Source organism: Leptospira interrogans (genome assembly GCF_900156205.1).
GTDB lineage: Bacteria > Spirochaetota > Leptospiria > Leptospirales > Leptospiraceae > Leptospira > Leptospira interrogans.
The window spans coordinates 190,885-215,622 of sequence record NZ_FTNA01000004.1; the positions used below are offsets into that span (position 1 = coordinate 190,885).

General features: G+C 34.3%; 19 protein-coding genes and 1 pseudogene. 11 read left to right on the top strand and 9 right to left on the bottom strand.

The window, feature by feature from the left end; genetic code table 11:
• The first annotated feature begins 18 nt into the window (after nt 1-18).
• Complete coding sequence (locus BW942_RS05205) at nt 19-1,113, top strand: DNA-methyltransferase (protein ID WP_000831406.1); 1,095 nt, start codon at nt 19-21, stop codon at nt 1,111-1,113.
• Nucleotides 1,114-1,750: 637 nt separating this feature from the next.
• Here BW942_RS05205 and BW942_RS05210 read toward each other — a convergent pair.
• On the bottom strand, nt 1,751-2,248 hold the full coding sequence (locus tag BW942_RS05210; protein WP_000614579.1) for a DUF4395 domain-containing protein: 498 nt from the start codon (nt 2,246-2,248) through the stop codon (nt 1,751-1,753).
• Nucleotides 2,249-2,595: 347 nt separating this feature from the next.
• On the opposite strand from BW942_RS05210, the gene BW942_RS05215 reads away from it, so the two are divergent.
• The 5 genes from BW942_RS05215 to BW942_RS05235 all read left to right on the top strand — a co-directional run bounded on the left by BW942_RS05215 (nt 2,596) and on the right by BW942_RS05235 (nt 11,016).
• Nucleotides 2,596-5,892 (top strand): efflux RND transporter permease subunit, encoded by a 3,297-nt coding sequence (locus BW942_RS05215; protein WP_000565850.1) that lies wholly within the window; start codon nt 2,596-2,598, stop codon nt 5,890-5,892.
• A gap of 471 nt (nt 5,893-6,363) precedes the next feature.
• The gene (locus tag BW942_RS05220; RefSeq protein ID WP_000802739.1) at nt 6,364-8,382 is read left to right on the top strand and encodes an Lnb N-terminal periplasmic domain-containing protein; all 2,019 of its coding nucleotides are present in this window, start codon (nt 6,364-6,366) and stop codon (nt 8,380-8,382) included.
• Complete coding sequence (locus BW942_RS05225; RefSeq protein ID WP_000735849.1) at nt 8,345-9,247, top strand: alpha/beta hydrolase; 903 nt, start codon at nt 8,345-8,347, stop codon at nt 9,245-9,247. Before BW942_RS05220 ends, BW942_RS05225 begins: the two co-directional genes overlap by 38 nt.
• 765 nt (nt 9,248-10,012) lie before the next feature.
• Nucleotides 10,013-10,513, top strand: a complete 501-nt coding sequence (locus BW942_RS05230; protein WP_000746232.1) for a DUF3015 domain-containing protein — start codon at nt 10,013-10,015, stop codon at nt 10,511-10,513.
• Nucleotides 10,514-10,533: 20 nt separating this feature from the next.
• Nucleotides 10,534-11,016: a DUF3015 domain-containing protein gene (locus tag BW942_RS05235; protein WP_000732920.1), complete on the top strand. Its 483-nt coding sequence runs from the start codon at nt 10,534-10,536 to the stop codon at nt 11,014-11,016.
• Between the two features lie 138 nt (nt 11,017-11,154).
• Here BW942_RS05235 and BW942_RS05240 read toward each other — a convergent pair whose 3' ends face one another.
• The 3 genes from BW942_RS05240 to BW942_RS05250 all read right to left on the bottom strand — a co-directional run bounded on the left by BW942_RS05240 (nt 11,155) and on the right by BW942_RS05250 (nt 12,956).
• Entirely contained in the window at nt 11,155-11,637 is a 483-nt protein-coding gene (locus BW942_RS05240) for a hypothetical protein (protein ID WP_000931673.1), read from the bottom strand.
• Nucleotides 11,638-12,285, bottom strand: coding sequence for a hypothetical protein (locus BW942_RS05245; RefSeq protein ID WP_000684121.1), 648 nt, complete (start codon nt 12,283-12,285; stop codon nt 11,638-11,640). It abuts the gene before it with no gap.
• A 113-nt stretch (nt 12,286-12,398) separates the two neighbouring features.
• Entirely contained in the window at nt 12,399-12,956 is a 558-nt protein-coding gene (locus BW942_RS05250; protein ID WP_000672155.1) for an LIC12231 family lipoprotein, read from the bottom strand.
• A gap of 544 nt (nt 12,957-13,500) precedes the next feature.
• Between BW942_RS05250 and BW942_RS05255 the strand changes: the two genes are divergently transcribed.
• The gene (locus BW942_RS05255; protein ID WP_001111376.1) at nt 13,501-15,075 is read left to right on the top strand and encodes an FAD-dependent thymidylate synthase; all 1,575 of its coding nucleotides are present in this window, start codon (nt 13,501-13,503) and stop codon (nt 15,073-15,075) included.
• Between the two features lie 898 nt (nt 15,076-15,973).
• Here BW942_RS05255 and BW942_RS05260 read toward each other — a convergent pair.
• Nucleotides 15,974-17,029 (bottom strand): class I fructose-bisphosphate aldolase, encoded by a 1,056-nt coding sequence (locus BW942_RS05260; protein ID WP_082279633.1) that lies wholly within the window; start codon nt 17,027-17,029, stop codon nt 15,974-15,976.
• A gap of 1,034 nt (nt 17,030-18,063) precedes the next feature.
• Here BW942_RS05260 and BW942_RS05265 point away from each other — a divergent pair.
• Nucleotides 18,064-18,567 (top strand): leucine-rich repeat domain-containing protein, encoded by a 504-nt coding sequence (locus BW942_RS05265; protein ID WP_000089344.1) that lies wholly within the window; start codon nt 18,064-18,066, stop codon nt 18,565-18,567.
• Nucleotides 18,568-18,909: 342 nt separating this feature from the next.
• On the opposite strand, the pseudogene BW942_RS20810 reads toward BW942_RS05265, so the two are convergent.
• A pseudogene (locus BW942_RS20810) lies at nt 18,910-19,061 on the bottom strand (transposase); the annotation flags it as partial.
• 70 nt (nt 19,062-19,131) lie between these two features.
• Nucleotides 19,132-20,586 (bottom strand): ATP-binding response regulator, encoded by a 1,455-nt coding sequence (locus BW942_RS05270; protein ID WP_001011905.1) that lies wholly within the window; start codon nt 20,584-20,586, stop codon nt 19,132-19,134.
• Nucleotides 20,587-20,969: 383 nt separating this feature from the next.
• Here BW942_RS05270 and BW942_RS05275 point away from each other — a divergent pair, with 383 nt between their 5' ends.
• The 3 genes from BW942_RS05275 to BW942_RS05285 all read left to right on the top strand — a co-directional run bounded on the left by BW942_RS05275 (nt 20,970) and on the right by BW942_RS05285 (nt 22,297).
• Nucleotides 20,970-21,410, top strand: coding sequence for a CBS domain-containing protein (locus tag BW942_RS05275; RefSeq protein ID WP_000275600.1), 441 nt, complete (start codon nt 20,970-20,972; stop codon nt 21,408-21,410).
• A gap of 180 nt (nt 21,411-21,590) precedes the next feature.
• Nucleotides 21,591-21,785, top strand: a complete 195-nt coding sequence (locus tag BW942_RS05280; protein WP_000767058.1) for a hypothetical protein — start codon at nt 21,591-21,593, stop codon at nt 21,783-21,785.
• Nucleotides 21,782-22,297, top strand: coding sequence for an LIC_12238 family plasminogen-binding lipoprotein (locus BW942_RS05285; RefSeq protein ID WP_000859768.1), 516 nt, complete (start codon nt 21,782-21,784; stop codon nt 22,295-22,297). Before BW942_RS05280 ends, BW942_RS05285 begins: the two co-directional genes overlap by 4 nt.
• Before the next feature lie 15 nt (nt 22,298-22,312).
• Here the strand turns inward: BW942_RS05285 and BW942_RS05290 are convergent, their stop codons facing one another.
• Entirely contained in the window at nt 22,313-24,280 is a 1,968-nt protein-coding gene (locus tag BW942_RS05290) for a hypothetical protein (protein WP_001278782.1), read from the bottom strand.
• Nucleotides 24,270-24,734: a chemotaxis protein CheW gene (locus BW942_RS05295; RefSeq protein WP_000093551.1), complete on the bottom strand. Its 465-nt coding sequence runs from the start codon at nt 24,732-24,734 to the stop codon at nt 24,270-24,272. The genes BW942_RS05290 and BW942_RS05295 overlap by 11 nt, the downstream gene beginning before the upstream one ends.
• Between the last annotated feature and the right edge of the window lie 4 nt (nt 24,735-24,738).

Below are 24,738 nucleotides of genomic sequence, written 5' to 3' on the forward strand. Positions count from 1 at the left end.
TTCTAATTTTTTATAGGTATGAAACGAACGATTCATAGGATTCATTTTCGAGATTCTAGAGAAACGTTTCCTCTCGATTCGGAATCAGTGGATTTGGTCCTAACTTCTCCTCCTTATCCTATGATAGAAATGTGGGATGAACTTTTTTTCGGTTTTTCCAGAGAAATTCAAAAAAATTTTCTTATCGATCCCAATCTTTCCTACGAACAAATGCATTTCGAACTGGATAAGGTATGGAGGGAATCGTTTCGCGTTTTAAAAAACGGTGGTTTTCTTGTAATCAATATAGGAGACGCCACACGAAACACCGCTTTCGGTTTTCGAATTTATATGAATCATGCAAGGATTTTACAAGGTTGCAATTCAATCGGATTTCAAAGTCTTCCCGGTATTCTTTGGAAAAAACAAACCAACTCTCCTACTAAATTTATGGGTTCAGGCACACTTCCGGCAGGTGCGTATGTAACCTTAGAACACGAGCATATTTTAATATTCAGAAAAAATAATAGACGAAAATTTTCCACAAAATCGGAACGACTATCCCGTATGGAAAGTGCTTTTTTCTGGGAAGAACGTAACTTTTGGTTTACGGACGTATGGGATTTTAAGGGAAAAAAACAAGGTTTAAGTTCTCTTCTGGCTGGTAGAGAAAGAAGTGCTGCATATCCTTTAGAACTTGCAAATAGAATCATACTCATGTATTCTCTCAAAGGAGACATCGTTTTAGATCCTTTTTTAGGAACAGGGACCACCACTCTGGCTGCAATTGGCAACTGTAGAAATTCGATCGGGTTCGATTTAGAACCAGGTTTATTAAAGGTTCAGCTTGAAAACCTACACTCTATTAAAGATAAATTAAATCGAATTATAGAAAAAAGAAAAAACGATCACGACGTTTTTGTACAGAATAGACAAAATGAAGGGAAATCGTTTCTTCATTTTAATCAAAATCTTCAAACGCCCGTAGTGACCAAACAAGAAAAATTTTTAAATTTAGAAAGAATCACCAAACTTTTTCGTAATTCAGGAAATGAAATTGAAGCGGAATATTTTCCCTTACTCCAAACAGAACTACTTCCACAATTTGAATCGATTCCCACGGTTCATCCATAACTAACGTGAGTTAGGCGTAAGAACCTATAATTCTGAAAAAAGTTGAAATCTGAACTTTACAGATCGATTCTTTAAATGTGGGAACTACCACTATTTATAAAATAGAAGTTTATAACAATTGAATTTACTGTATTCAAGTGTGGGAACTACCACAAAATTTAGGTTTGTCTGTAAAATGATGTAGTAACTACTACAAATCACGATTTTGCGAACAACTTCTAAAGTTGTAGGAACTACTACTTTTAGGAAACTTTTACTCAGCCGAATTCAAGTTAAAATGGGATTTAAATTTTGATGATAAGCGTAAAACAACAATTTTGTGCAAAAACCGGATTGGACGATGATTCTTTTGTATTTTATAGTAGTTCCCACAAGGTTTAACTGTAAATTCACGATTTGTGAGAGTTCCCACATCTATTTTTTCTTACAAAAATTATTTAGCTGATCAATAGAATTATCCAATAATATTGGATCTTTAAAAATTAACAAATTTTCATAAAACCCACTAAAACTTTTATGCCACATATAAACTGTAGCGTAAAAATTGAATTCAAAATCATTAATCGAAAATTAGAAAATTTTTATAATTTCACACCGTCATTCAAATGTCTCTATTTTACTGACACCTAACATGTATTTAACGAGTATCAGTTTCTTTGGAAATAAACGTTAACCGATTACATTTTTCGCAGACTTCTTCAGGGACAATTCCCCATTTCATCAAATAACTAAACACAAAACAACCCGCACAAAAACCTATACAAGATTCCAAAACCGCAAAAAAAACTAAAATTCCAAGTACAATCTGAAACGCAAAAATCTGTCCTTGGGTAAGAAATATCAAAGAAGTAAGACTAAATAAAAAACCAATTCCCTGGGCAAATCGTTTCGGAGGCCCTGCTACAATTTTGTTTCCCAATTGAAACCTGGGAACGATCCAATGGATTGCAAGTTTTGCAAAAATAGAAAATCTAGGTCCGTATAAAACACGCGCCGTAAATCCATACAACAAAACAAGATTCAACCAAATTGATTGTGTAAAAAGGGTTATAACTGATAGAATCACTACAAGCCCAGCCACTGATCTGGCGGCGTATTCGTTGACCGTATCCGGAAAATTCCCAATTTGAATCATAAAAGTTCCCTCTTTCCTATTAGACAAATATAACCCAATATTTAGACCAGATGATTATAGTTTCAATTTTAGTAATTACTTAAATTTTCTGCAAGTATATTCAATTATTTTTATATTCAATAAAAATTTACGACCTATAATTGTGTTATACGGTTTCAAAAAATACTATCTATACACTTCTGTGAAAATTTAACTCCAAAAAAACGGTCATTTCATATTTTACAATGTAACAATCAATCCGATCAAGACAGAAACTATACAAGTAATACTCAATAAAAAAATCTTTCAACTCTAAGCTTCCAAGGCTTTCCTGGTCCATATCGTCTTTTTAGAGATAAGCCAAAGTTATGATTGATAAACTGATCCGTGCTTCGATTAAAAATAGAGCCTTGGTTTTGGTTCTGACCTTTATGGTAACCCTCGTAGGAATCTATAACGCATTCTATCTTTCCATTGATGCGATTCCTGACGTGACCAACGTTCAAGTTTCAGCGGTCACCTCTTCTCCTGGTCTCTCCCCTCTTGAAGTAGAACAATTCATTACATATCCAATTGAGATGGAATTTACAGGCCTTCCTAATGTCACCGAAATTCGTTCTATCTCCAGAGCCGGAGTCAGTTCGGTCACGGTAGTTTTCAAAGACGGGACGGACATCTACTTTGCAAGACAACTCGTAAACGAAAGAATCAAACAAGCAGAAGCAATCATTCCCCCCGATTACGGAAGACCAGAACTTTCTCCTATTGCAACCGGCTTAGGAGATATTTATGAATTTGTGCTTACCTCGGATAGACATTCTCCCGAAGAATTGAGAACTTATATGGATTGGGAATTGTCTCGTGAAGTCAAGTCCGTAGAAGGAATCATAGACGTAAACATCATCGGTGGTCAAGTCCGTCAGTATCAAGTTAAGATCGATCCTAGAAGACTCGCGGTCCACAATCTCACTCTTTCTCAAATTTATGATAAGTTAGAATCCGCGAATCAAAATACGGGGGGAGGTTATATTTCTAAAAACTCAGAACAAATCGTAATTCGAGGAGAAAGTCAGTACAAATCTATCGAAGACTTAAAAAACACGGCGGTCACTACCGCAGGAGACGGAATTCCTCTTTTACTTGGGCAAATCGCAGAAGTAGAGATTGGTCCGGCTCTTCGTTTTGGTCTAGTCACCAAAGACTCTCAAGGAGAAGTTGTTGGAGCCACCGCCATGATGTTGATGGGTCAAAACTCTCTTGAAGTAGTGAAAAGGGTTAAAATAAGAATCGAAGAAATCAAAACAAAACTCCCTCCCGGAATGAGAATCGAAACCTTTTATGATCGTTCCGAATTTATCGGAAGAACATTAAGTACAATCTTCACCAATTTAGCAGAAGCGGCAATTTTAGTGGTAATCGTACTTATAATCGCTTTGGGAACCGTCAAAGGAGCGTTACTAGTCGCGTTGGCGATTCCGATTCCTATGCTCACGGCCACGATCTTTATGAACGCGTTTGGAATCGTTGGAAATCTGATGTCACTAGGAGCACTCGACTTCGGTTTGTTAGTCGATGGAACAATCGTAATGTTGGAATCAATTTTACACGGATTTATTTTAAAACGTTCTTTCTACGAAATGCAGACCAAATTAGAAGACAGAGAACTAGCCGCAGAAGAAATTATCACAGACGCCTGTGTACGAGTTGGGCGTGCAGCGGCGTTTTCGGTTGCGATCATTCTACTCGTATACCTACCTCTGATGAGTTTAGAAGGTGTAGAAGGAAGAATGTTTAAACCAATGGCGATCACCGTAGCGCTCGCGTTAGGCGCCTCTCTTTTATTTTCTCTAATTACATTCCCGGCCGCAGCAAGTATCCTTTTTAAAAATCCTGTATTTCATCATAGTAAGTATTGGGATATAATTACGGAAAAATACAAACTTCTACTGGATTTTGGAATGTCCCGTAAAAAAGAATTTTGTTACGCAGGAATCGGAGTGGTCGTCTTAGCAATGTTACTCGGCTCCGCTTTGGGTTCTGAATTTTTACCTAGAATTGATGAAGGTGAAATCGCAATCGACATAAAACGACTTCCTTCTACATCCATCAATTATTCCAGAGACACAAACTCGGATATGGAGGCAGTATTAAAAAAATTCCCGGAGGTAGTCGGAGTTGTTTCTAGAATGGGCCGGGGAGAATCCGCGGCGGAACCGGTTGGTACCGACGAAGGAGAAGCCATGGTTAAATTGAAACCTCGTAAAGAATGGACGAGCGCGAAAGATAGAGAAGAACTGATGACTAAAATGAAAGATGAAATTCTTAAGTTCATTCCTTCAAGTACAATCAGTTTATCTCAACCAATCGAAAACAGAGTCAACTCTCTTCTTTCTGGATCCAAAGCAGACGTGGTTATTAAAATCTACGGAGACGATCTGGTCAAACTCAAAGACATCGCCGCAGAATTTGCAAATAAACTCAAAACGGTTCCAGGAGTAGCCGACTTAAGAGTTCAAAGGGTTTTAGGTCTTCCCCTTGTAGAAATCAAAGTAGATCGGGAAAACATGGCACGTTACGGAGTACAAGCAGAAGAAATTCTAGCGACCGTAGAGGCCCTCAGACTCGGTAGACAAACTGGAAAAGTTTTCGAAGGTTTTAAAAGATTCGATCTTGTAGTCCGTTTAAAAATAGACGCTACCGATCTGGAACAAGTGGAAAATATTCCGGTTTTTACTTCTTCTGGTTCCACCGTTCCTCTAGGTCAGATCGCAGAGATTAAACTTGTGGAAGGTCCGGCAGCCATTTATAGAGAATCTCTCAAAAGAAGAATTATGGTGGAGACCAATATACGAGGTAGAGACCTAGTTGGTTTTGTAAACGAAGCTCAGAAGGTCACAGAAGAAATTGAAAAAAATCTTCCTGCCGGTTATAGAACCGATTGGGGTGGTCAGTTCGAAAATTTCACTCGAGCCAAAGAAAGACTGGCCTTAGTAGTTCCGATCGCACTCGCAATCATTTTCTTTATGCTTATGGCGGCGTTCGGAAGCATCTATTACGCGTTAGGTGTTTTTATCGTGGTTCCTCTCGCCGTTTCAGGTGGTATCATCGGCCTTGTAATCCGAGGTCTTCCGTTTAGTATTCCCGCAGGAGTTGGTTTTATCGCAGTAAGTGGAATTGCGGTTTTAAATGGAGTCGTTTACGCCTCTACTCTTCGAGAAGAATTAGAAAAAGGCGCTTCGATTTCAGACGCTGTTTATCTTGCGGGGGTTCATTCCCTTCGCCCAGTAATGACTACAGAAGTGATAGCCGCAGTCGGTTTTATTCCGATGGCTATTTCCACAATGGCTGGAGCAGAAGTACAAAGACCTCTTGCAACCGTAGTGATTTTTGGGGTAATTGTAGCGACCGTTTTTTCTAGGGTACTTCTTCCGATTGTGATGGAATATCTTTTAAACATTTACGAACACCAAGAAAGAAGAAAGTCCGCTAAACGTAGACTTTTAGAAAAACGTGCCTTTGGACATCATCAATTTGTTCATGATAACAGCGAATGGTTACAAACTCATTCTGAAACTCAAGAAATTGTTACGGAAGAAGACACATCGGAAGTAGATGTTAAAAAAAGATCCCAACCTAAAAAGTCTAGTAAAAGAACAAAAAAATAAAAAGTTATCCAAAGCCGAATAAGAATATCATTATTTATATGCCCAAGACCAATACTTTTATTTTACATGGGTAAGATTTCTACCCTCTAAAATTTTCAAGAGCAATCATAAACGCTAATAATTCTGCTAAATCATTTATGGCTCAACAAAAAAACAATAAGCTTAAGAAGCATATTCTACTATGAATTATGCAACTTTCCATTTTAAGAGCAGAATCTACTTCTATTGAAAAAAAATTGACATAGAGTCTTTCATTTCTAAACTAACCGGAAAATAAAACAACATGTTCGTCGTTTATTATAATTTCATTGATAATAAGAAAATTTTTAAAATCCAAACAAAGATTTCTATCACGGAAAGATAAACCTAGATACGATTTTTTAGATAAGATTCAACATAGAAATTGTTTCGATTTAAAAATTAAGTCTGGATACTGAAAAATAAAAACTATAGAATATTTTAAGTTCACTTTTGAAGCCAATTTCATTATTTATAATCGTTTTTATTTTGAGTTCGAGTTTCGTTTTCTCCGAAGAGAAAAATCCGATTCAATTGTATCAAGAAATTGCATTGAGCAAAAAATTAGATTTAAATCGTTATTGGAGACTACTTCTTCACTATAGAGATCCGATTTTCTTTGGAAAATCAAAAAGTGAAGCTGATGGAAACGAATTTTTTCTTTCGCCAAATGGTAAAACCGATCCAAAAGCAGAACTACTCGAAACCATTTCATCTTTTTTCAGAGAGCCTCTTCCAGAAGAAATAGAAGAAACAAAACTACATCCATTTTGTAAATACCCGGAACGTTTTCGATGGCTGGATTCTCAGTTAAATTTCGATCGGGGTCTTTTGCCGAAATTAAATTGTGAGAGATATAAAAATTGGATCGAAGCGCTCAATCCAACTTCAATCAAACTTATTTTCGCGTCTTTTTATCTAAATAATCCGGCGTCCTTATTTGGTCATAATCTATTGAAAATCGGATCAGGAGAATCTTCTAAATCCGAAATACTTGATTATGCTGTAAATTTCGCCGCCAATAATTCACCGGATGATTCCGCTCTCGTATATACGATCAAAGGTGTGATGGGAGGATATCCGGGCGTATTTAGTATATTTCCATATTATTATAAAATTAATGAATACAATGACATGGAAAGCAGGGACCTCTGGGAATACGAACTCAACTTTGACGAGGAACAATCAAAACGTATTACAGCGCATATTTGGGAATTAGGATCTACTCATTTCGATTATTTTTTCTTCGACGAAAACTGCTCGTATCAACTTTTGTCTTTATTAGAAATAGGCAACCCTGAATTAAAATTAAGAGATCGATTTAATTTATATACGATTCCATCCGATACAGTTAAATTAATATTAGAACAAGAAGGTCTAGTTCGTAAAAAATCCTATCGCCCATCTCTTAGTTCTAAGATGAATCAAAAATTATTTTATCTAGAAAAAGAAGAAAGACATAGGGTATCGCAATATTTGAAAGGAAAGTTGGAACTCAAAGACCTACTTGAATTTCAGGATCCTCAGAGACAAGCTTATATGTTAGATGCGATTTTAGACGCAAATCGTTACCAAAAGTCTCTCAAAAATTATACTCCCCAAGAGGAACAAAAATATAGAAACGTTTTAGTAGAACGTAGTAAAATCGATTTCCCTCCGTTAGTAGAACAAAAACCAATGGTATCCCCTCCTGAGAATGGACACGGAAGCGGAAGGGTAAAAATCAGTCGCGGAGAATCCACGTTAGGAGGCTATTCGGAATTTGCAATTCGAGCCGCATATCATGATTTTCTAAATAACGATAAAGGATACGTGCCTTTCTCCGCAATCGAATACTTTCCAATCGTAATCCGAAAATACGATTTTCAAAATAATCCTATGGTAGAAGAATTCAGTTTCTTTAAAATTCTATCACTTTCGCCAGTTACTTCAATTTCAACTCCAATTTCATTTTTTGTGGATCTCGGAGCGGATTCTTCAGCTATCAAACGGGACTTCTCCTTCCAAAAAACCTTACCGTATCTATTAGCTTTCGAATCGGAAATACAGCCCTGGTTAATACAACCTGCATATCAAAAAGCGAAAAATGATTACGAAAAAACATATCGAATTACTAATTTCAACTCCGATGCAACGGGAGGATTCACCTTTTCAAACGTAAACTCCGGAAACTCACTCTTATGGACCTTGTCTTTTCAATTGGGTGGAAAAGCCAGAGGAAACGGTTACTATCAAGAAGGAATGCTCGTTGCTCCTCAAGCTGCAATTTTCACTGGATGTTCGTATGGAAACTGGAAATTCGGAATCTCAGCACAATATTTTGTATTCTCGATTTATGGTTACTACAAAGACGATTATAAGGTGAGTCCAGGGATTCGTTTTAGCCCGTCTCAAAATTCAGAAATAAGACTAGAAGGAAAATTACAAAAGTATTATGAAGAAGCTCAACTTTCCATTTCATTATTTTTCTAAAACGATCTTATTTTTCTTTCTATTGATTCATTTAGAATCTTGTGCCTCTTTATTTTATCAACCTACTAACCAAAAATACTGGAAACCGGATACATTCGGCTTTCAATATAAAGAAGAGATATTCAAAACATTTGACGGAGAATCGATTCGATATTGGAGGATTTTTCCAAAAGATTCAAAACCTAAAGGTGTAGTCCTTCAATTCCACGGGAATGGAGAAAACAGAACCAGCCATTTTATGAGTCTTGTTTGGATGGTAAATTATGGATACGAATTGGTAACGTTAGATTACAGAGGTTATTTAGATTCAACCGGAGTGCCAGAAAGGGAAACTATTCATAAAGATTCTGTAGATTTCATCTCAAGAGAATTAGAATATTCTAATAAGCGAAATATACCTATGATTATATACGGTCAAAGCCTAGGAGGAGCGATCGCATTAAGAGCAACCTCCGAATTAAAAAATAAATCTGGAATTTTACTCGTAGTTGCAGACGGAACATTTGCCAGTTATAGAAAAGTTTTTAGACAAATTGTACGAAAAATTTTATTTTTTCCGATCGATTGGATTGCCGGAATTTTTATGAGCGATTCTCTTAGTCCACATGAAACAATTTCTGCTCTTTCTGCAATTCCACTTCTTGTGATCCACGGAACCGAAGACGAAATTGTACCCTATCAGAACGGAATCGAACTTTTCGGATTAGCCGGAGAACCAAAATGGTTCTGGGAAGTGAGAGGAGGAGGTCACGTAAATTGGATGAATCTAGGTGCCTCCAAAGACTCTAAAAACTTTCTTTCTTTTTTAGACAATCTTATTGAAAAATCAAAACTCAATCCTGATTTTTTTCGGCAAATTTTTTAAAATGAACTTCAAAAACATTTTATATAAAAGAGTAAAGAAAGTTCCTATGAAAAACTCTATACAAATTTTCAAATTCTTTAACCAGTAATTCAAAATATTATAATAAATTCATTCTACTTAAGAACTATAAAACAGAATGTTCAGAGCTCCACCCTAAGACGTGGATTGGCCATAAAATTCATGGTATACTATTATGAAGAAATCAGTAACTCAAAAATCTTTTATTTTGTTTTTAAATATAAGAAACCTCTATAAGATAAATTTCAAAGTCATGCTGTTCATAGAACACCGATTTTACGTAAAAATTTGATTTGACAACCACTCTTTTTACATTGAAATATATTTGAACACGAACAAATTTTTCTCTATTAAAAATTAAACTTCTTTTTACGCATTCTTTCTAATTTAGAAATTTTAAAAAATATTAATATTCTAAAATCAAAATGAAATCTACTCAAAATAATCATAGAATAAAGTGTTCAGAATTTTACTCCTAAAACATATATATTTGTCTCAAAATTCATAGTATTTTATTGTGTAGAGCCAGTAATCTAATCCATCTTAAAAAATCCATCAAGACCACATTCTATTTTTACAACCAAATTATTTATTAAGCGAAGGGTTTTCAGAAATAGAATATGAAAAATGAATTCAAAAAATAACCTACTGAAAATAGGAAAAATAAATAATTCTAATAAAAATGTATTGACTCAAAGTATTTTTTTAAATGAACTCTACTCTAATTTTTCCATAGGGGGATAAATTATGAAGAAAAGAATAGTTTCGACTGTTTTGGGCCTTGCAATTTTTGCCGGAACCAGTCTGATATCTAACCGCGCCGAAGCGAAAGGTTATGGTGAAGCAGGTTGTGGCTTAGGCTCCATTTTAATTAGCAGCAAAGGTTTCGTACAAATTTTCGCAGCTACTTCCAACGGAACTTCTGGTAATCAAACTTTTGGAATTACTTCCGGTACTTCAAATTGTACCGCCGATGGTATCGTAAAATTAGAAAAAGCGCAAGAAATGTTCGTAACCGTAAACTATGAAAGTTTAGAACAAGAAATGGCAATAGGAAAAGGTGAAAAACTTGAATCTTTTGCAAAATTACTTGGATGTGATGCTGGTTCCGTTTCTCGTTTTGGTAAACTGACAAAAGAAAAATATTCTTCTTTAATCAAACAAGAAACGACTCCATCACTTTTACTTTCTGCGGTTAAATCCGAAGTGAAAGGCGATACATCTCTTTCAAAAAACTGTACTTTATAAAATCGGGAGAACTAAAAAATATGAAGAAATTATTCGTTATTGCTCTGGCTCTCTTTATGGTTTCTAACCTTTCTGCAAAACCTGGATATGGAATGGCGGGATGCGGTTTAGGATCTATAATCATTAAAGATAATGGTTTTGTGCAAATTTTTGCAACTACCTCAAATCTAACTTCTTACAATCAAACTTTTGGAATTACTTCTGGCACTTCCAATTGCAGTTCAGATGGAATCGTGAACAATGACAAAGCAAAGGAAATTTTTGTTCATATGAACTACGAAAGTCTTGAACAAGAAATTGCAATGGGAAAAGGAGAGAAACTTTCCAGTTTAGCTGCACTTTTTGGATGTTCTAACGATTCTAAAAGATTTAAAGAAGTTGCTAAAGAAAATTTCTCTAAAATTTTCACGACGGCAGCAATTAAAAATCCGACTGTAATGCTTTCTAATTTAGAATTGGAAGTTGGAAAAGATACAGAATTAAAGAACAGCTGTAAAATCTAATTAAAAAAATCTATTTTATTATTTTCTAAAAAGATTTTTAAAACTTGAGGGAATCTTCCCTCAAGTTTTTTGAATTTTTCGTTCCAAAAAAATCAACAAATTCTATTTTTCTTTTTTCATGATTTTGAATCAAAAATTTTATTTTCTAAAAGATTCATTTAAATGTTCATTTTCAAGTAAATCTTCTAACGCTTCTACCTCTGTAATTTCTTTAATAAAAAAATCAGGAATTGATATTTCTTTTTCATTAAAAATGACAAACCTAAAAAAGATTCTTTTTCCTTTTTCGATTCTAAAAATTTTTTCTACCCCTATTTTCGAAGGAATACTCAATAAATAAAACCCCTCCTCCAACTCTTCGGTAAAATATTCCCCATTGGAAAGATCAAATCTGGATATTAACTGAGTTTCACCCTTCTTTTTAAAATGACTTTTATATTTTTCCAAACGGAAATCATAAGACCAAACCGCTAATGTAGGCTGAATCTGGCGTATAACGTAAACAATTCCCTTATCCTTTCCGGGTTTTTCTAATCTACGAAAAGATTTCTTTTCTATACAGAAAAGAAATAAAGATAAAATAAATAAAACCCAATATGCTATTTTCCTAAAGTTCAACATTCAATATTTTCGTTCTAAAATAATTCTAGCAACTTCCGAATTATACATCCCTAATACTTCTTCCAATTTGTTTTCATCAAATAATCCAAAAGAATAAATTTCAAAAAGAAAAGCCGCCCCAAAACCATACGCACCGTCTTTACGATCATCACAGGCAGGCATTCCTTCTAATCTCGTTTCCGGAGCACGAATACTTAAATACGGAAAATCGAATGGACATCGAATATGCTGAAATTCAGCGCCATCAGCATGCCGTGCTTCGTGAATTAAAATTACCATTTGCTCTAATTTAGAAAGTTGAAAGAATCTTCGATTCAAATAAATGATGCCATTTCTATAATTAGCTATATAATCCTCAGAAGACGCCCCAATTTTAAAATTAGTGACTCGACGTTTCAACCAAATCTCAAGAGAGATTCCTGAAAATGGAAATCCGAAAAATTGGCTAAATTGTGACTTTTCCTCATAAAATTTAGGATCGATTGTCACCTTCAATGGTTTTAATTTAGAAATAGATTCAAAAAGTTCGTTTATTTGTACTCGCTCCTGAGAGTTTAAAGCTACGGGAAATATTTTATTCAATATAGAATTAGAAAAAAGAATATTATAAAAAAGTAAAAAAAGGATAGAAAAAATCGCAATTTTCATCAGACCTCAAATCAACCCAATATAATATTTAGCAAACGTCAAATCTATTCCCCGATTATTCAGAGAATTGGTTTGTTGTTAGGTATTTTAAAAATGTATTTGAATATAGTATTTTACTTCTTATTCAACAAATCAGGGGCAGAATCCTCAAAAAATTTAAATGCGATTGCTTCAAAAGCTTCTGATTCACTGTAAGTAAATGCGTTTACCCACGCAAACGGCGCCATAAGAATCCAAACAAACCCAGACCTTCTTACTCTATATTCGTATGATTTTAAAAATTGTCCGTCTTGATAAATTTGGAATAAAACATTCGAGCCGTCTTCATTACTCCAAAATGGAAAAATCGTAAGAGTTACAAATGATATATATCCAAATATAAATGAAGCAATATTTGGTAACCTTTGTTCGATTGTGATCTTTAGATATAATCCTTTTTCAGGTAAAGTATCGGATTTGACAGTTTGAGAAAAGGGGGAATCGAATTGTATCACATCGTTCAGACGATTGGATCCCCCAGCTATGGTTCCGTTATAAATTTTATAATACAATATCTTATTGGAGGATTTTGACTGAGGTGCTTTGCCGATATAATCCTTCGGAAAATCTCGATAGGTCACACATTGTAAAAAAGCAAAAAACAAAATTACTGCAATCAATCTAAATTTCATGCTAAAATTTTTTTAAGAATCGTCGACTCGTCAACAAGTATTTGTATAATCTCTTATCAAAGCTTTTTCTAAAGAACTTTTGAAATCGATCACATATTTATTTTAGAATCTCAAATGAAAACAAACTTAACAATCGAAACTGACTCCAATTTAAAAACCAAAGAATTTTCTTTTACTACTCAGACACATAAATAGAATGCTTGGGTTAGATTGTTTCAAAAATTTGAATGTTTTGTTCTACTCTAAAATGTCGTAAATCCCGAATTTGCGGTATTTTTTAAATACCACTATTTTTTTCGCAAATTCGGTCGTTAATAACTTGGTAATTATTTTCATACGTTCAGGTAATAACAGCTATTCACACTTACAAAAAAATAACACCGGTAATTAGTAACGTTTTAGTGTAAATTTTCCAAACTCAATTTGAGTTTTTACGAGATATGTATTTTTTGAAATCCTACTTCATATAAAAAAGAGTTTTCGACGAACTTTCCACCCACAAGATAGACGAAAGAGGACATAATCGTCCCAGCCGGAAATTTCCATGCCAGCCCAAAAACCAATCGTTTCACTTCTAGATCATAGTAAAGATCCATTCAATCTATCTATAGCCACTGCAAGAACCTGTTATTCTTCTAAAGGTATCCTTCTTCCTTCCGATATGATCACTTCGGAAAAGTCGATAGAGATCCGAGATAAAGTCGCCAAATCCACTAAAAAAGCGGGACATCTTACCACTCGTCAACATCCACAGTTTATATTTACGTTGGACAAAGTATCCAGACAATTCGTTTGGTCTTTTCTACATTCACATCCATTTTATAATTCCGAACAAGTTTCTCAAAGATACGTGGAAGTAAAAAAAGAGAATTACTACATCCCACCCGAACTCGACGGAAAACTTTTAGAACTTTATTTAGATGCCGTAGACTTTGCAAGTCAGTCTTACTTTTCTTACACGGAAGCGTTACATCCTTTTATCCAAGAAGAATACTTTCAGATTTATAAGGCCCGTGCCAACTATCCAGACAAGTGGCAAACTCCAATCAAAAAGAAATGTTTGGAAGTAGCACGTTATCTGCTACCTCTAGGAACATTTACATATCTATATCACTCCGTTAACGGACTTACTCTACATCGTTACTATAGATTGATGAATTCCTACGACGTTCCAAACGAACAAAGAGCCGTTATTACGGAAATGATCAATCAAGTTCGAGCAATCGATCCTTTATACGCCGACGAAATGGACGATCCGGTTCCTCTCGAAGAAACCACAGAATATCGTTATTTCGACTCCATGTTTGGAAATGGTAAGAGAGAATTTCATCCGGAAACCGCTTCTACTTTTGTAAAAGAATTTGATTTGGAGTTAGGAGAAAGATATTCTAAACTAGTCTCTCATTCTTCCAACGGCCCTGAAATTTTAGCTCAATCGGTTCGCTCTATATTAGGAATTCCTAAATCAATTCTTAACGACCAAGACGCAATTGATTTGGTTTTAAATCCCGCAAAGAACAGACATCTTACTTCTACTTTGAATGAAAGTTCCATGAGTCCGATTACAAGGGCGCTTTTTAACGTTCAGTATTCTTTTCAAAAAAGAATCTCCCATACTGCAGACAGTCAAGATCAAAGACATAGAATGGTTCCTGGAGGAAGACCTGTTTTAATGTCTCAATATGCAGGTATTCCTGATTATATAACCCCTTTTGTAGTTCAAAAATATCCTGAACTCAAAGAAAAATACGACGTAGTTCATAGAGAAATTTTTGAAAAACTAAATCGTTTTTTAGAAGCGGGAGGTTCCCCCGAACACGGAACGTATCTTTTGCCGAATAGTTTTCCAATTCGTTTTTACGAAAGTGGAGACCTACTCAACCTTCATCATAAATGGAGATCTAGAACTTGTTATAACGCTCAGGAAGAAATTTTTCAAGCCTCAGTAGATGAATTGACGGACGTAATGAAAGTCCACCCTCAGATAGCAAAATGGATCAAAGCACCTTGTTGGATACGTTTACAAGGAGAAGTCAAACCTTATTGTCCAGAAGGAGATCACTACTGTGGAACTCAGGTTTGGAAAAGAGAGTTGTCCGAATATTCCAGAGTGATTTAGAATTAATAATCCAACGTTCCGATTTTAAATTTTCGTTTCTATTTTCTAAAAGTTTTCGCGTTTGATTTTTTGTTCAAATTTAAAGAGAATCATCCTATTGATACCTGTATGTTGTGACAAAACGTCGGTTAACACGAGTTTGGCGAAAGCGCAGAACGCTCTTTCAAACGAAAGCCGTCTCGCTTCTATAATCGATTGAAATTAAAGACGATATACAATAGAATTGTTGAAAAATGAATTTTCCATCTTGTTTCTGTTTTATGAAATAGTCGATTGAAGTAATTCTACTAATCGCTGCTATGAAATTTTTCAACAACTTTAATATAATGTTTATTTTATTCAATTTATTGCTTGGAACTGAAAACGCGGTCCGGCACTTAAAAACGCAGTTCCCTAGGGTTTAAAGCATTCAGACCAAATTCGCCTGTTTTTCTTTATATAGAGTTCCACATTATTGACGTGTAAATTAAAGTAAGTTCATCGTAAGAGATTCACTTTATAAAACCTGATTTTTCTGTAAAAATAAGATGTGGGAACAACTGTATTTTTATAAAAATTCATTGTTCATTTTGGTATTATTTTCATGCACCTTTATGATACCTAAAATGAAAACCAAATACGAATAACTGAAAGTTACTAAAAGTTTGTCTCAAAACCTCAAAAAATTTTACACGATAATTCTTTAATAAAATGCAGTAAGGTTGCATTTGACAATTTGTGAGTAGTTCTAATGTCGTTAAATTTTCGTAGTAGCTCCTACATTGGACGGTTCTGAGACAAGTTCTAAAGACAAGTAGACATTTAAATGTCTACTTTTATAGGAAAGAATGATAAAAAAGAAAACTTAAACAAAATAAAGGCCTCTTTCTACAAAGGGCCTTTATTTTAATTTCGATTTTTAAGCGACCGTTACGTCCTTGGAAAGATAAACGTCTTGAATCGCGTTCAAAAGAGCCACTCCATCTTTCATCGATTTCTGAAACGCCTTTCTTCCAGAAATAAGACCCATTCCACCGGCTCTTTTATTGACAACCGCCGCTTTTACCGCATCGGAAAGATCATTTTCTCCGGATGCTCCTCCGGAATTGATCAAACCAATTTTTCCCATATAACAGTTTGCCACTTGATACCTTGCCATATCAATCGGGTTGTCTGCTGTTAATTGGGTGTACATTCTATCGTCTTTTTTACCGAATTTTAAATCTTTAAAACCGCCCGCAAAAACTTCAGGGAGTTTTTGTTTTACAATATCCGCTTGAATCGTTGCACCTAAATGATTCGCCTGCCCTGTAAGATCTGTAGCCAAATGATAATCAATCTTATCCGGCTTAAAAGAATCATTTCTCAAGTAAGCCCAAAGAATCGTAACAAGTCCCAGCTCGTGCGCTCTGTGAAATGCATCTGAAATTTCTTGAATTTGGCGAGAAGATTCTTCGGAACCAAAATAAATCGTAGCTCCGACCGCAACCGCACCCATATCGAATGCCTGTTCTACATTGGCGAACAAAATTTGATCAAACTTATTTGGGTAAGAAAGAAGTTCGTTGTGATTGATCTTTACAATAAAAGGAATCTTATGAGCGTATTTTCTAGAAACGAGACCTAAAACACCAAGCGTAGAAGCTACCGCGTTGCAACCGCCTTCGATTGCAAGTTTTACAATATTTTCCGGATCGAAATAAGCCGGATTTTTTGCAAAAGAAGCTCCGGCACTGTGTTCAATTCCCTGATCTACGGGTAGAATAGAAGTATAACCAGTTCCGGCAAGTCTTCCGGTATTAAGAATCGCTTGGTAATTTCTAAGAACGTTATTGTTTCGATCACTTTTAGAAAGAACCTCGTCTACATAATTGGCTCCGGGAAGACTTAAAGATTCCTTTGGAATCGTTTTACAAGTATGGTTTAAAAGAGAATCCACTTCTGCACCCAGAGCGGTTTTGATTTTATCAATCATTCCTAGTTCCTTTGCTCGATTTGAATGTTGGATACAGGTTTTTTTACTCCACCTGGTTTTTCCATCATTTTTGGGGTTGTAGATTTATGTAATTCAATCCAGTTTTCAGAATCTTCGACTTGTATCTATTTGAAATACTTTGACTTTTTCTTCCTATGAAAATCAATAACAGTAAAAAACGAAATCAAGTCTTGAAAAGCTGAATCACTCCAAATTGTATTACTCATCTTAATAGAGTTGTTGAAAAATTCCATAGCAACAATTAACAAAACGCTTCAATCGACCGTTTCCATACAACGAAAACCCATAGAGAATTAATTTTTCAACAATTCTAATATATTAGAGTACGATAACTTTCGAAAAGTACCTTTATTCCAGAAACAGAATTTCAGACACTTTATTATCTAGTTATCAGTAGTTCTAATTTTTCAATTGAACGTCTATCTCAGCTATACGTTTGTATCTATTCATAACTATAAAATAAAATATCCAACCGAATCATTTATATTTTAATAACAGAATTGTTGAAAGTGGAGATTAGAAAAATTACTTTAATCGACCATTTATATAACAGAAACAGATAAATGTGTCTAAAAAATTTTCAGAAGAGTTTTTAAACCTCAAATGATTCTATACGAGTTTTTTAAATTTATTTTTCCTCAAGAGTTCCTCCGCCCTTTTTTATTAAAAAAAGAAGTTCAGTTTAATTTTTAAAAACTACTTTTCTTTAGGTTTGATCGGTTTTCCTATTTTTTCTTTTAAAATCGAAAAACGGAATCAATTTCGTTTTAAAATTTGTTCTTTTGTTTTAATCGGTCTAGAAGTAGTAATTTTTATATTTTAAATTGACAAAGTCGTATTAAAAGACTTTGTTTCAAAAATCAATATAAAATCTTAACTCATCATTCTTTAAAAAAATTAATCTTAATCTTTTTTGTTTTCTTTTAGAACTACAATCCCAACCCAAAGAAGTAATAATTCATAAAAATCTATCCGATGCATTAAAAACACCTAACGAAGTACAGATTCTTGATTTGAGCAGAAATCAATTAACTATACTCCCGAAAGAAATTGAACAGCTGGTAAATTTAGAAAGTTTGCATTTACGAGATAACGAACTCACCACCTTACCTGAAGAAATTGGTATATTAAAAAATCTAAAGTATTTGGACATTTCCAGAAATCAAATCTCAAATTTTCCAAAAGAAATTCAGAAGTTAAAAAATTTAGAAGTATTGTTTTTAAATGGAAATAGTCTGTCAAACTTACCCGAAGAAATCGGGGAATTAGAAAAATTAGGTATATTATACTTAAATAATAATCAACTTACAACCTTACCTAAAGAAATAGGACAATTAGAAAATTTAGTAAGCTTAAGTTTGTCCAGCAACAAACTAACATCTATTCCCGATGAATTAGGACAGTTAAAAAAGCTTAGAATATTAAACTTATGGGACAATCCGACTTTAACGACCCCCGAGAGAAATATCCGAAAATTATTTCGTAATCAAGAAATAACGATCGAAATTTCCCCTTAAAAAATAAATCGGATCATTTAAATATCCAAATACTTGATTTATATAAATATCAAAATCTGCTTCAAACATTTCTTTCCTGCCATTAAAACTTAGTATTTTGAATTACAAACCTATCCTTGTCTCAGCATCAGGTTGTTCGACAAGATTTGCAGGAACAAAAATTCAATTTATCTAAAATTTTATAGTTAAGTATTTTATAAATTAATAAAATACTGATAGGAATTACCTATAGTCTCTAACGGAAAGAAAAAGTTGGATTTGAGTCTTATAGTCTCCGAAAAATCCATTGGATAAATTTCATAATCTACTTTTAAATGCTCTTTTGCGTTTTATATCCCAATTTGTCAAAGTTCTCCGAAACCTCTGGCTTCTCGTTTTTGTAATACTAGTTTGTTTTCTTTTGGAAATTTTCTCGGAACAAGTCCAAGAAAACTCATGAAAACACCGGCTGCATTGAATCGTTTGAAATCATTTACTTCACTAAGTAAAAACAACTTTTGTGGTAAATGTTTGATATCTAACCCATCTTTTTCAAGACCTAGAAGGGCGCCATTTTGTCTAAATTTAAACTGGAAGTTGAACGATAAAATCCCAACCAGATTCCGATTTTTTAAGAAGCAGCTGTCCTCGGTTTGCTTGAAGAATTCCATAACAAACCGAAAGTCCCATGCCAATTCGAGAATCATTCGAACGAAAATTTTCAAATGGTTCAAATCTACTTTCTTCACTCAGATTCAAATCTAGATTTAGCTTTCCAGAAATTAAAATTTTAAGATAAGAAGGATCCGCAGAATCCAAAGCGGCTTTCAAATGAATCAAAGCCTTTTTTTGATTTTCAGAATAGTAATACAGAATATTATAAAGAACTTCACGAATTTGATTCGGACGAATTGAAATTTCCAAATCTTCCGGAATTTGTTTTTCCAATTGAATTTCTTGTAATTTTAACATTTCAGCAATCATGTCTTCCACAGAATTGACGAGTTGTTTTACATTACACCTTACAGGTTGTTCCGGATCTTTTTTGGAAAATAAAACCAAATTGCGAATGATCGCAGCAATTCTTTCGCCTTGTTCAATGATAAGCCGGGCATAATTTTTAGTCTCAGCATCTCCACCTTTATGATTTTGAATGACATGTCCGTAATTGATAATTCCCATCAAAGGATTATTGATTTCATGAGCTAGACCTGCCGCAAGTTTCTGAATGGATTCTAATCTTCTTTCGGATTGAATGACTTTTTCCATTTCGGATTTTTCTTTTTCGGAAATAGAAAGAGCCGTAATTTCAGAAAGCATAATGATAGAACCTACAATAAATCCTTTCTCGTCTCTAACTGCAGAAACACGAAAGGCCACCTGAATCTTACTTCCATCATTGCGAGTCAATAAAGACGGAATGTATCTCAACCGATCGGACTCCATCGCACGAATATTTTCTCCTTTGTTTGTGGAAAATCTTAAAACCTTTTCTCCATATTCTCCCTGAACTTCAGAAAGAGACCAACCGGTAAGATACTCCGCAGTTCGATTCATAAATAAAATTTTTCCTTCTCGGTCCAGAGAAATCGCACCCTCACCAATGTTTTGAATTACATCCTTGAATTCCTTTCCTTCTTCTTTAACCCTTCCAAACCTCTTTTGTTGTTTGAGTGCAATCTCAATAGAATTCTTAAGAGATGTAGGCTGAAAAGGTTTTGAAATGTATCCAAATAAGGAAGCCTTGTCTACAGCTCGATTAAAGGTTTCTTCGTCTGCAAACGCAGTCATAAATATAACTGGAATATCCATTTTTTTTTGGATTTTTTCTGCGGCCTGAATTCCATCTAATTCACCTTCAATACGAATATCCATTAGAATCAAATCCGGATTTGTTCGTTCGGCCATTTCTAAAGCTTCGTCCGCGGTTCTTGCCGTCCCGGCTATTTTATATCCTAACTTTTGAAGAGAAAGTTGAAGGTTAAAAGCAATCAGCCATTCGTCGTCTACAATTAGGATAGAGGGATTGGTAAAATTCATTCTTAGTGGCAAGAAAGATTAGATTCTATTTGAATTGAAAACCTTTTTTCATCTAGATTATAGAATTCTACTCGAACGGGCCTTGAATTCAAAAGATATTAAGTTCTTATTTAGAAAAATTCTTGAACCCTATTCCTAAAGCCATTAGGATATATTTAGCGATCTAAAAGTTTCGATCAAAAGTTCTTTGTAAAACAAAGAAATAATACAATCCAATCGAATTTTAGTTTTGGACAAAGCAAGTAAATGGGTAGTTTATAGACATTTTATAAATTTAATTTATAAAATGAGAAAATAGGAACATGAATTTTTTACAAGGCATTTCGTTTTCATTCCTTGAGAAATAATCTAAATAAAATGATAATAACCAAAAGGGAGAAGGTATGTATATAAAACAAATCCTAGCAAAAAAAGATAGAAGGGTATTATCGGTAGAACCAGAAACCTTGGTAATGGATGTGGTCAAATTTATGACCAAATATGACATTGGATCAGTTATAATTTTAGGAGAAGGAAAACTCAAAGGAATTTTTACAGAAAGAGATGTACTTCATCTTTCGGCAGAATTGGGTCTTGATCTTTTTAAAAAATCGGTTTCAGAAGTAATGACAACTTCCATTACCACGATGACTCCGGAAGACGATGTAGATGAACTTCTTTCCATTATGCTCAAAAAAAGGATTCGTCACATGCCCATCTTAGAAAACGACACTTTAATAGGAATCATCTCTATCGGAGATGCGGTCAAAGCAAAGATCGAAAAAACAGAAGAAGAAAATAAAAATCTCAAACAATATATGTACAGTGAAAACGGATTTATCTAAAACTACTTGTGCAAAAAGATTATAGAATTAGGATCTTTCGAAAATACAAAAACTCTTGTAAATTTTTACTTTTTTTCCGATTGCAATAAACAAGACCCGAGTCAAACTAGAAATAGATTAAAAAATCTTGAATTTTTTATTTTGTAAAAAGAAAATTCGATCTGTAAAAATTATAACGTTATGAAACTCATTCTTTTTCTATTGATGACCTATCTGGTGTATCGTTTTCTTTCCCGTTTTTTTATATCTCCTACACAACAAACCAATTCTCATTGGAAAACGTTTTACACAAATATGTATCAACAAGCTCCAAAAGAAAAAGACATTTCCAACCAAGCTCGTGTAATCGATTCCACTTCTCTAAAAGAAAAATAAAAACGGTTCTCGTTTTTCAAAAGTTAACCGTTCTTTTTAAGATCTTTTTTTTCTCTTTAATTTTTAGTACTACCTCGGCTTGTTTTAAACCTACCGGAGAATTTGGTTGGGTTTTACTCGATGAGGAAAAATTCAATATTATCGAAAAAAAAATTATGACCGTCGGGGAATATACGATCACAAGAAAAAATCTGATTTTTCCGGACGACAAAACGATCTGTTATATTTATCGATTTTCTAGATCCGTCTCCGAGTCTGCGGAAACCTACGTAAGTTTAAGTAAATTTCAACTTGGATATAACGAAATGGATGTTCTACGGAAAAGACCAAATCCAGTTTCTCAAACGATTGAAGGCTCTTTTCAAGGGTTAAGTCCCGGAAAATACCTTCTCAAAGTTGCTTATGAAGGGGATGTGATCGATGAAGTAGAATTTTTAGTTCGATCTACACGAACTCCTTATATTGAAGACACATCCTCATCAGCCGATGATATAGAAAAAGCGATGAAGTAGTAGAAACTACTAGTTTTAAAGGGGTTCTCTTTTGATACCGTCTTCTAAAATTTTATTGATCCTATCTATATTCTTTAAGGAAAGATTGATTTCGATTGGATTGCCTATTTTCACGATACTTTCGTAAATCTTTCTTGCAGCCAGAAAATCTTTTTCTTCCTCTAAAAGAACCGATAATCTTTTCATTGCCAAAGTAACCGGAGTGGAATTCAATTTAGTTCGAATCATTCCAAGACGACTTGTAGATTCCTGAAAATCTAAGTCCTTCAAACGATACTGCGCCATAGTAGAATCATCCGTTTTCTCCAAAAGATTTCTCTTGATAAAAAGAATTTCTTTTTTAAGATCCGAATTTTTATTCTCTTCTACTTTATAAATATCTTTTAAACGTTCGTAAGAACGAATGGCTGAATTCAAAGAAAGTTTTTCTTCCTTTGGCTTTTTACGATACGAATATAGTTTAGAAATACCTAATTCTGCAAGAAATTCTTGGCGATAAAGTTCACACATCTCCAAAAACGTAAGACCGGAAGTTTCCGGATTTGTACGTTCCTTTAACCAGATTCCATAATAAAAAGCAGCACGTTCTAAATCCCCGGTTCTATTTTCAAAAAAAGAACCAAGTTCGTATGAAAATTGAATTCTCTTTTTAAAATCCGTTTCGGCTTTATAATAAAGTTCATAAAAGGAAGAAGCTAAAACATTTTGTTTCAGTTCCGTATAAAGGGAAGCGATTGAAAAATAGATTTCCGCAAGTTTGGATTCTTCTATCTTTTCGCCACGAGCAAGTTCTAAATACTTTTTATAAAAGTCGATCGCCTTTGCTTTTTTACCAGAAGATTTAAGTTCCTTTGCAAGATCCAAAACTGGTTCCTTCATCATAGGATCCAGCTTAGTAGCGAGTTCCCAAAGCGCCGCTGTCGCATAAAAATCAGTGTTACGTTTATAATCAAATAAAACAAAAATCCCACTTCCAGCAATACCTAAACGATTCACAACTTTCAGTCTTTCTTTATTTTCGTTTTCTGATTGTTTTACAAGTCCGGCCAAATAATAAATTACTTCCGCATCCTCTTTGGATTTTTTACTTCTAAAAACTTCGTAGGAATTCAACTTAGAATCATTATATTCTTTTTGTTTAATTTTAAGATCCATTTCGGATTGTTTAATTTTTTCCCGATAACTAACAAGATCTATTTCGGTTAACGTTTTTTCGTAACTTTCTCCATTTTGTCTTCGTTCTGTGATTTTAGTTTCTTTTCCACGTGCAAGATTAGCCTCAAACAGATGATAAAAGTCTTTGGAATTTTTGAGATCTTTTTTCGATTTTTCCAAATTTTCAATGGATTGTTTATGAGAAAGTGCACCTTGTTTTTCAGTAGGATCGAAAATTTCAGCCAACCTTCTTTCATCTAAATACTCTTCTTCAGTATGGCTAAAATCCCTGTAACGAATCGCAGCAAGAGCAGATTCGATCGCTTTTGCATTTTGTTTTTTTTTGTCGTATTCTTTAGAAAGAAGCATGTGTAATTCAAATAAAATCGGAGAATCTCTCATCATTCCCGAAGGAGTGAGTTTAGAAAACATGTTCAGAATCAAAAGTCGGATCGTATTCCGGTTAGTATTCTCATCGAAAATTTTTCCGAGTCTTTTTTCTTCTTCAATTCTTCTCGAATCTATAAACTGGGAATAATATTGGCCCAAAACCTTTTGAATTTCAGAAATCGAATCTTTAGAAGGATCTTGAAGTGATTGACGCAGACCATTTAAGTCTTGTTCGGTGATCTTTACCGAAGGGGGGTCATATAAATTTTTGGAATCGTATCTTCTATCTTGTTCGTCCGCAAAAATAGAAAACGTTCCGAGGCACAATAAAATAAAAATTATTGATTGAGTAAAATTTAAAAAGCTAAAACGACTTTGACCAAAACCGTCTCTATCGGACCAACTCCGATTTTGGAAATTGTTTTTTTCATCCGACATTGTTTCCCAATTCGGTTAATTCTTCCGTTCCCAAAATCTTTTCCACGTCTATGATAATGATAAATCGATCGTCTTTCTTTCCGATACCTGTAATATATCTTCCGGAAATCCCTTTTACAGAAGGTGGAGGAGGATTGATGGACTCTGGTGGAAATAAAACCACGTTAGCCACCTTATCCACAATAATTCCAACAGATTGGCCACTTACTTTGACCACGATCGCTCTATCATAAGCCATTTCTCCTTCTCTAGGAACAGTAAGTTTAATCGCCAGATCTACCATTTTGACCACTTTACCACGTATATCCATAATCCCTGCAAAATAAGTTTTTGCTTTTGGAATTCTAATTAAATTGTGAATCTTAATGATCTCGTCTACTAAGGAAATAGGAATCGCATATTCTTCATCTCCCAAGCTGAACAAAATGTATTGGTGGTCTATTTCGGATGACATGATT

Bases quoted from the DNA above. Each gene is read 5' to 3' on its own strand.
- BW942_RS05230 (WP_000746232.1), top strand. From the start codon at position 10,013: ATGAAGAAAAGAATAGTTTCGACTGTTTTGGGCCTTGCAATTTTTGCC.
- BW942_RS05255 (WP_001111376.1), top strand. From the start codon at position 13,501: ATGCCAGCCCAAAAACCAATCGTTTCACTTCTAGATCATAGTAAAGAT.
- BW942_RS05280 (WP_000767058.1), top strand. From the start codon at position 21,591: ATGAAACTCATTCTTTTTCTATTGATGACCTATCTGGTGTATCGTTTT.
- BW942_RS05205 (WP_000831406.1), top strand. From the start codon at position 19: ATGAAACGAACGATTCATAGGATTCATTTTCGAGATTCTAGAGAAACG.
- BW942_RS05275 (WP_000275600.1), top strand. From the start codon at position 20,970: ATGTATATAAAACAAATCCTAGCAAAAAAAGATAGAAGGGTATTATCG.
- BW942_RS05260 (WP_082279633.1), bottom strand. From the start codon at position 17,029: ATGATTGATAAAATCAAAACCGCTCTGGGTGCAGAAGTGGATTCTCTT.
- BW942_RS05245 (WP_000684121.1), bottom strand. From the start codon at position 12,285: ATGAAAATTGCGATTTTTTCTATCCTTTTTTTACTTTTTTATAATATT.
- BW942_RS05225 (WP_000735849.1), top strand. From the start codon at position 8,345: ATGAAGAAGCTCAACTTTCCATTTCATTATTTTTCTAAAACGATCTTA.
- BW942_RS05235 (WP_000732920.1), top strand. From the start codon at position 10,534: ATGAAGAAATTATTCGTTATTGCTCTGGCTCTCTTTATGGTTTCTAAC.
- BW942_RS05290 (WP_001278782.1), bottom strand. From the start codon at position 24,280: ATGTCGGATGAAAAAAACAATTTCCAAAATCGGAGTTGGTCCGATAGA.
- BW942_RS05215 (WP_000565850.1), top strand. From the start codon at position 2,596: ATGATTGATAAACTGATCCGTGCTTCGATTAAAAATAGAGCCTTGGTT.
- BW942_RS05240 (WP_000931673.1), bottom strand. From the start codon at position 11,637: ATGTTGAACTTTAGGAAAATAGCATATTGGGTTTTATTTATTTTATCT.
- BW942_RS05295 (WP_000093551.1), bottom strand. From the start codon at position 24,734: ATGTCATCCGAAATAGACCACCAATACATTTTGTTCAGCTTGGGAGAT.
- BW942_RS05210 (WP_000614579.1), bottom strand. From the start codon at position 2,248: ATGATTCAAATTGGGAATTTTCCGGATACGGTCAACGAATACGCCGCC.
- BW942_RS05270 (WP_001011905.1), bottom strand. From the start codon at position 20,586: ATGAATTTTACCAATCCCTCTATCCTAATTGTAGACGACGAATGGCTG.
- BW942_RS05250 (WP_000672155.1), bottom strand. From the start codon at position 12,956: ATGAAATTTAGATTGATTGCAGTAATTTTGTTTTTTGCTTTTTTACAA.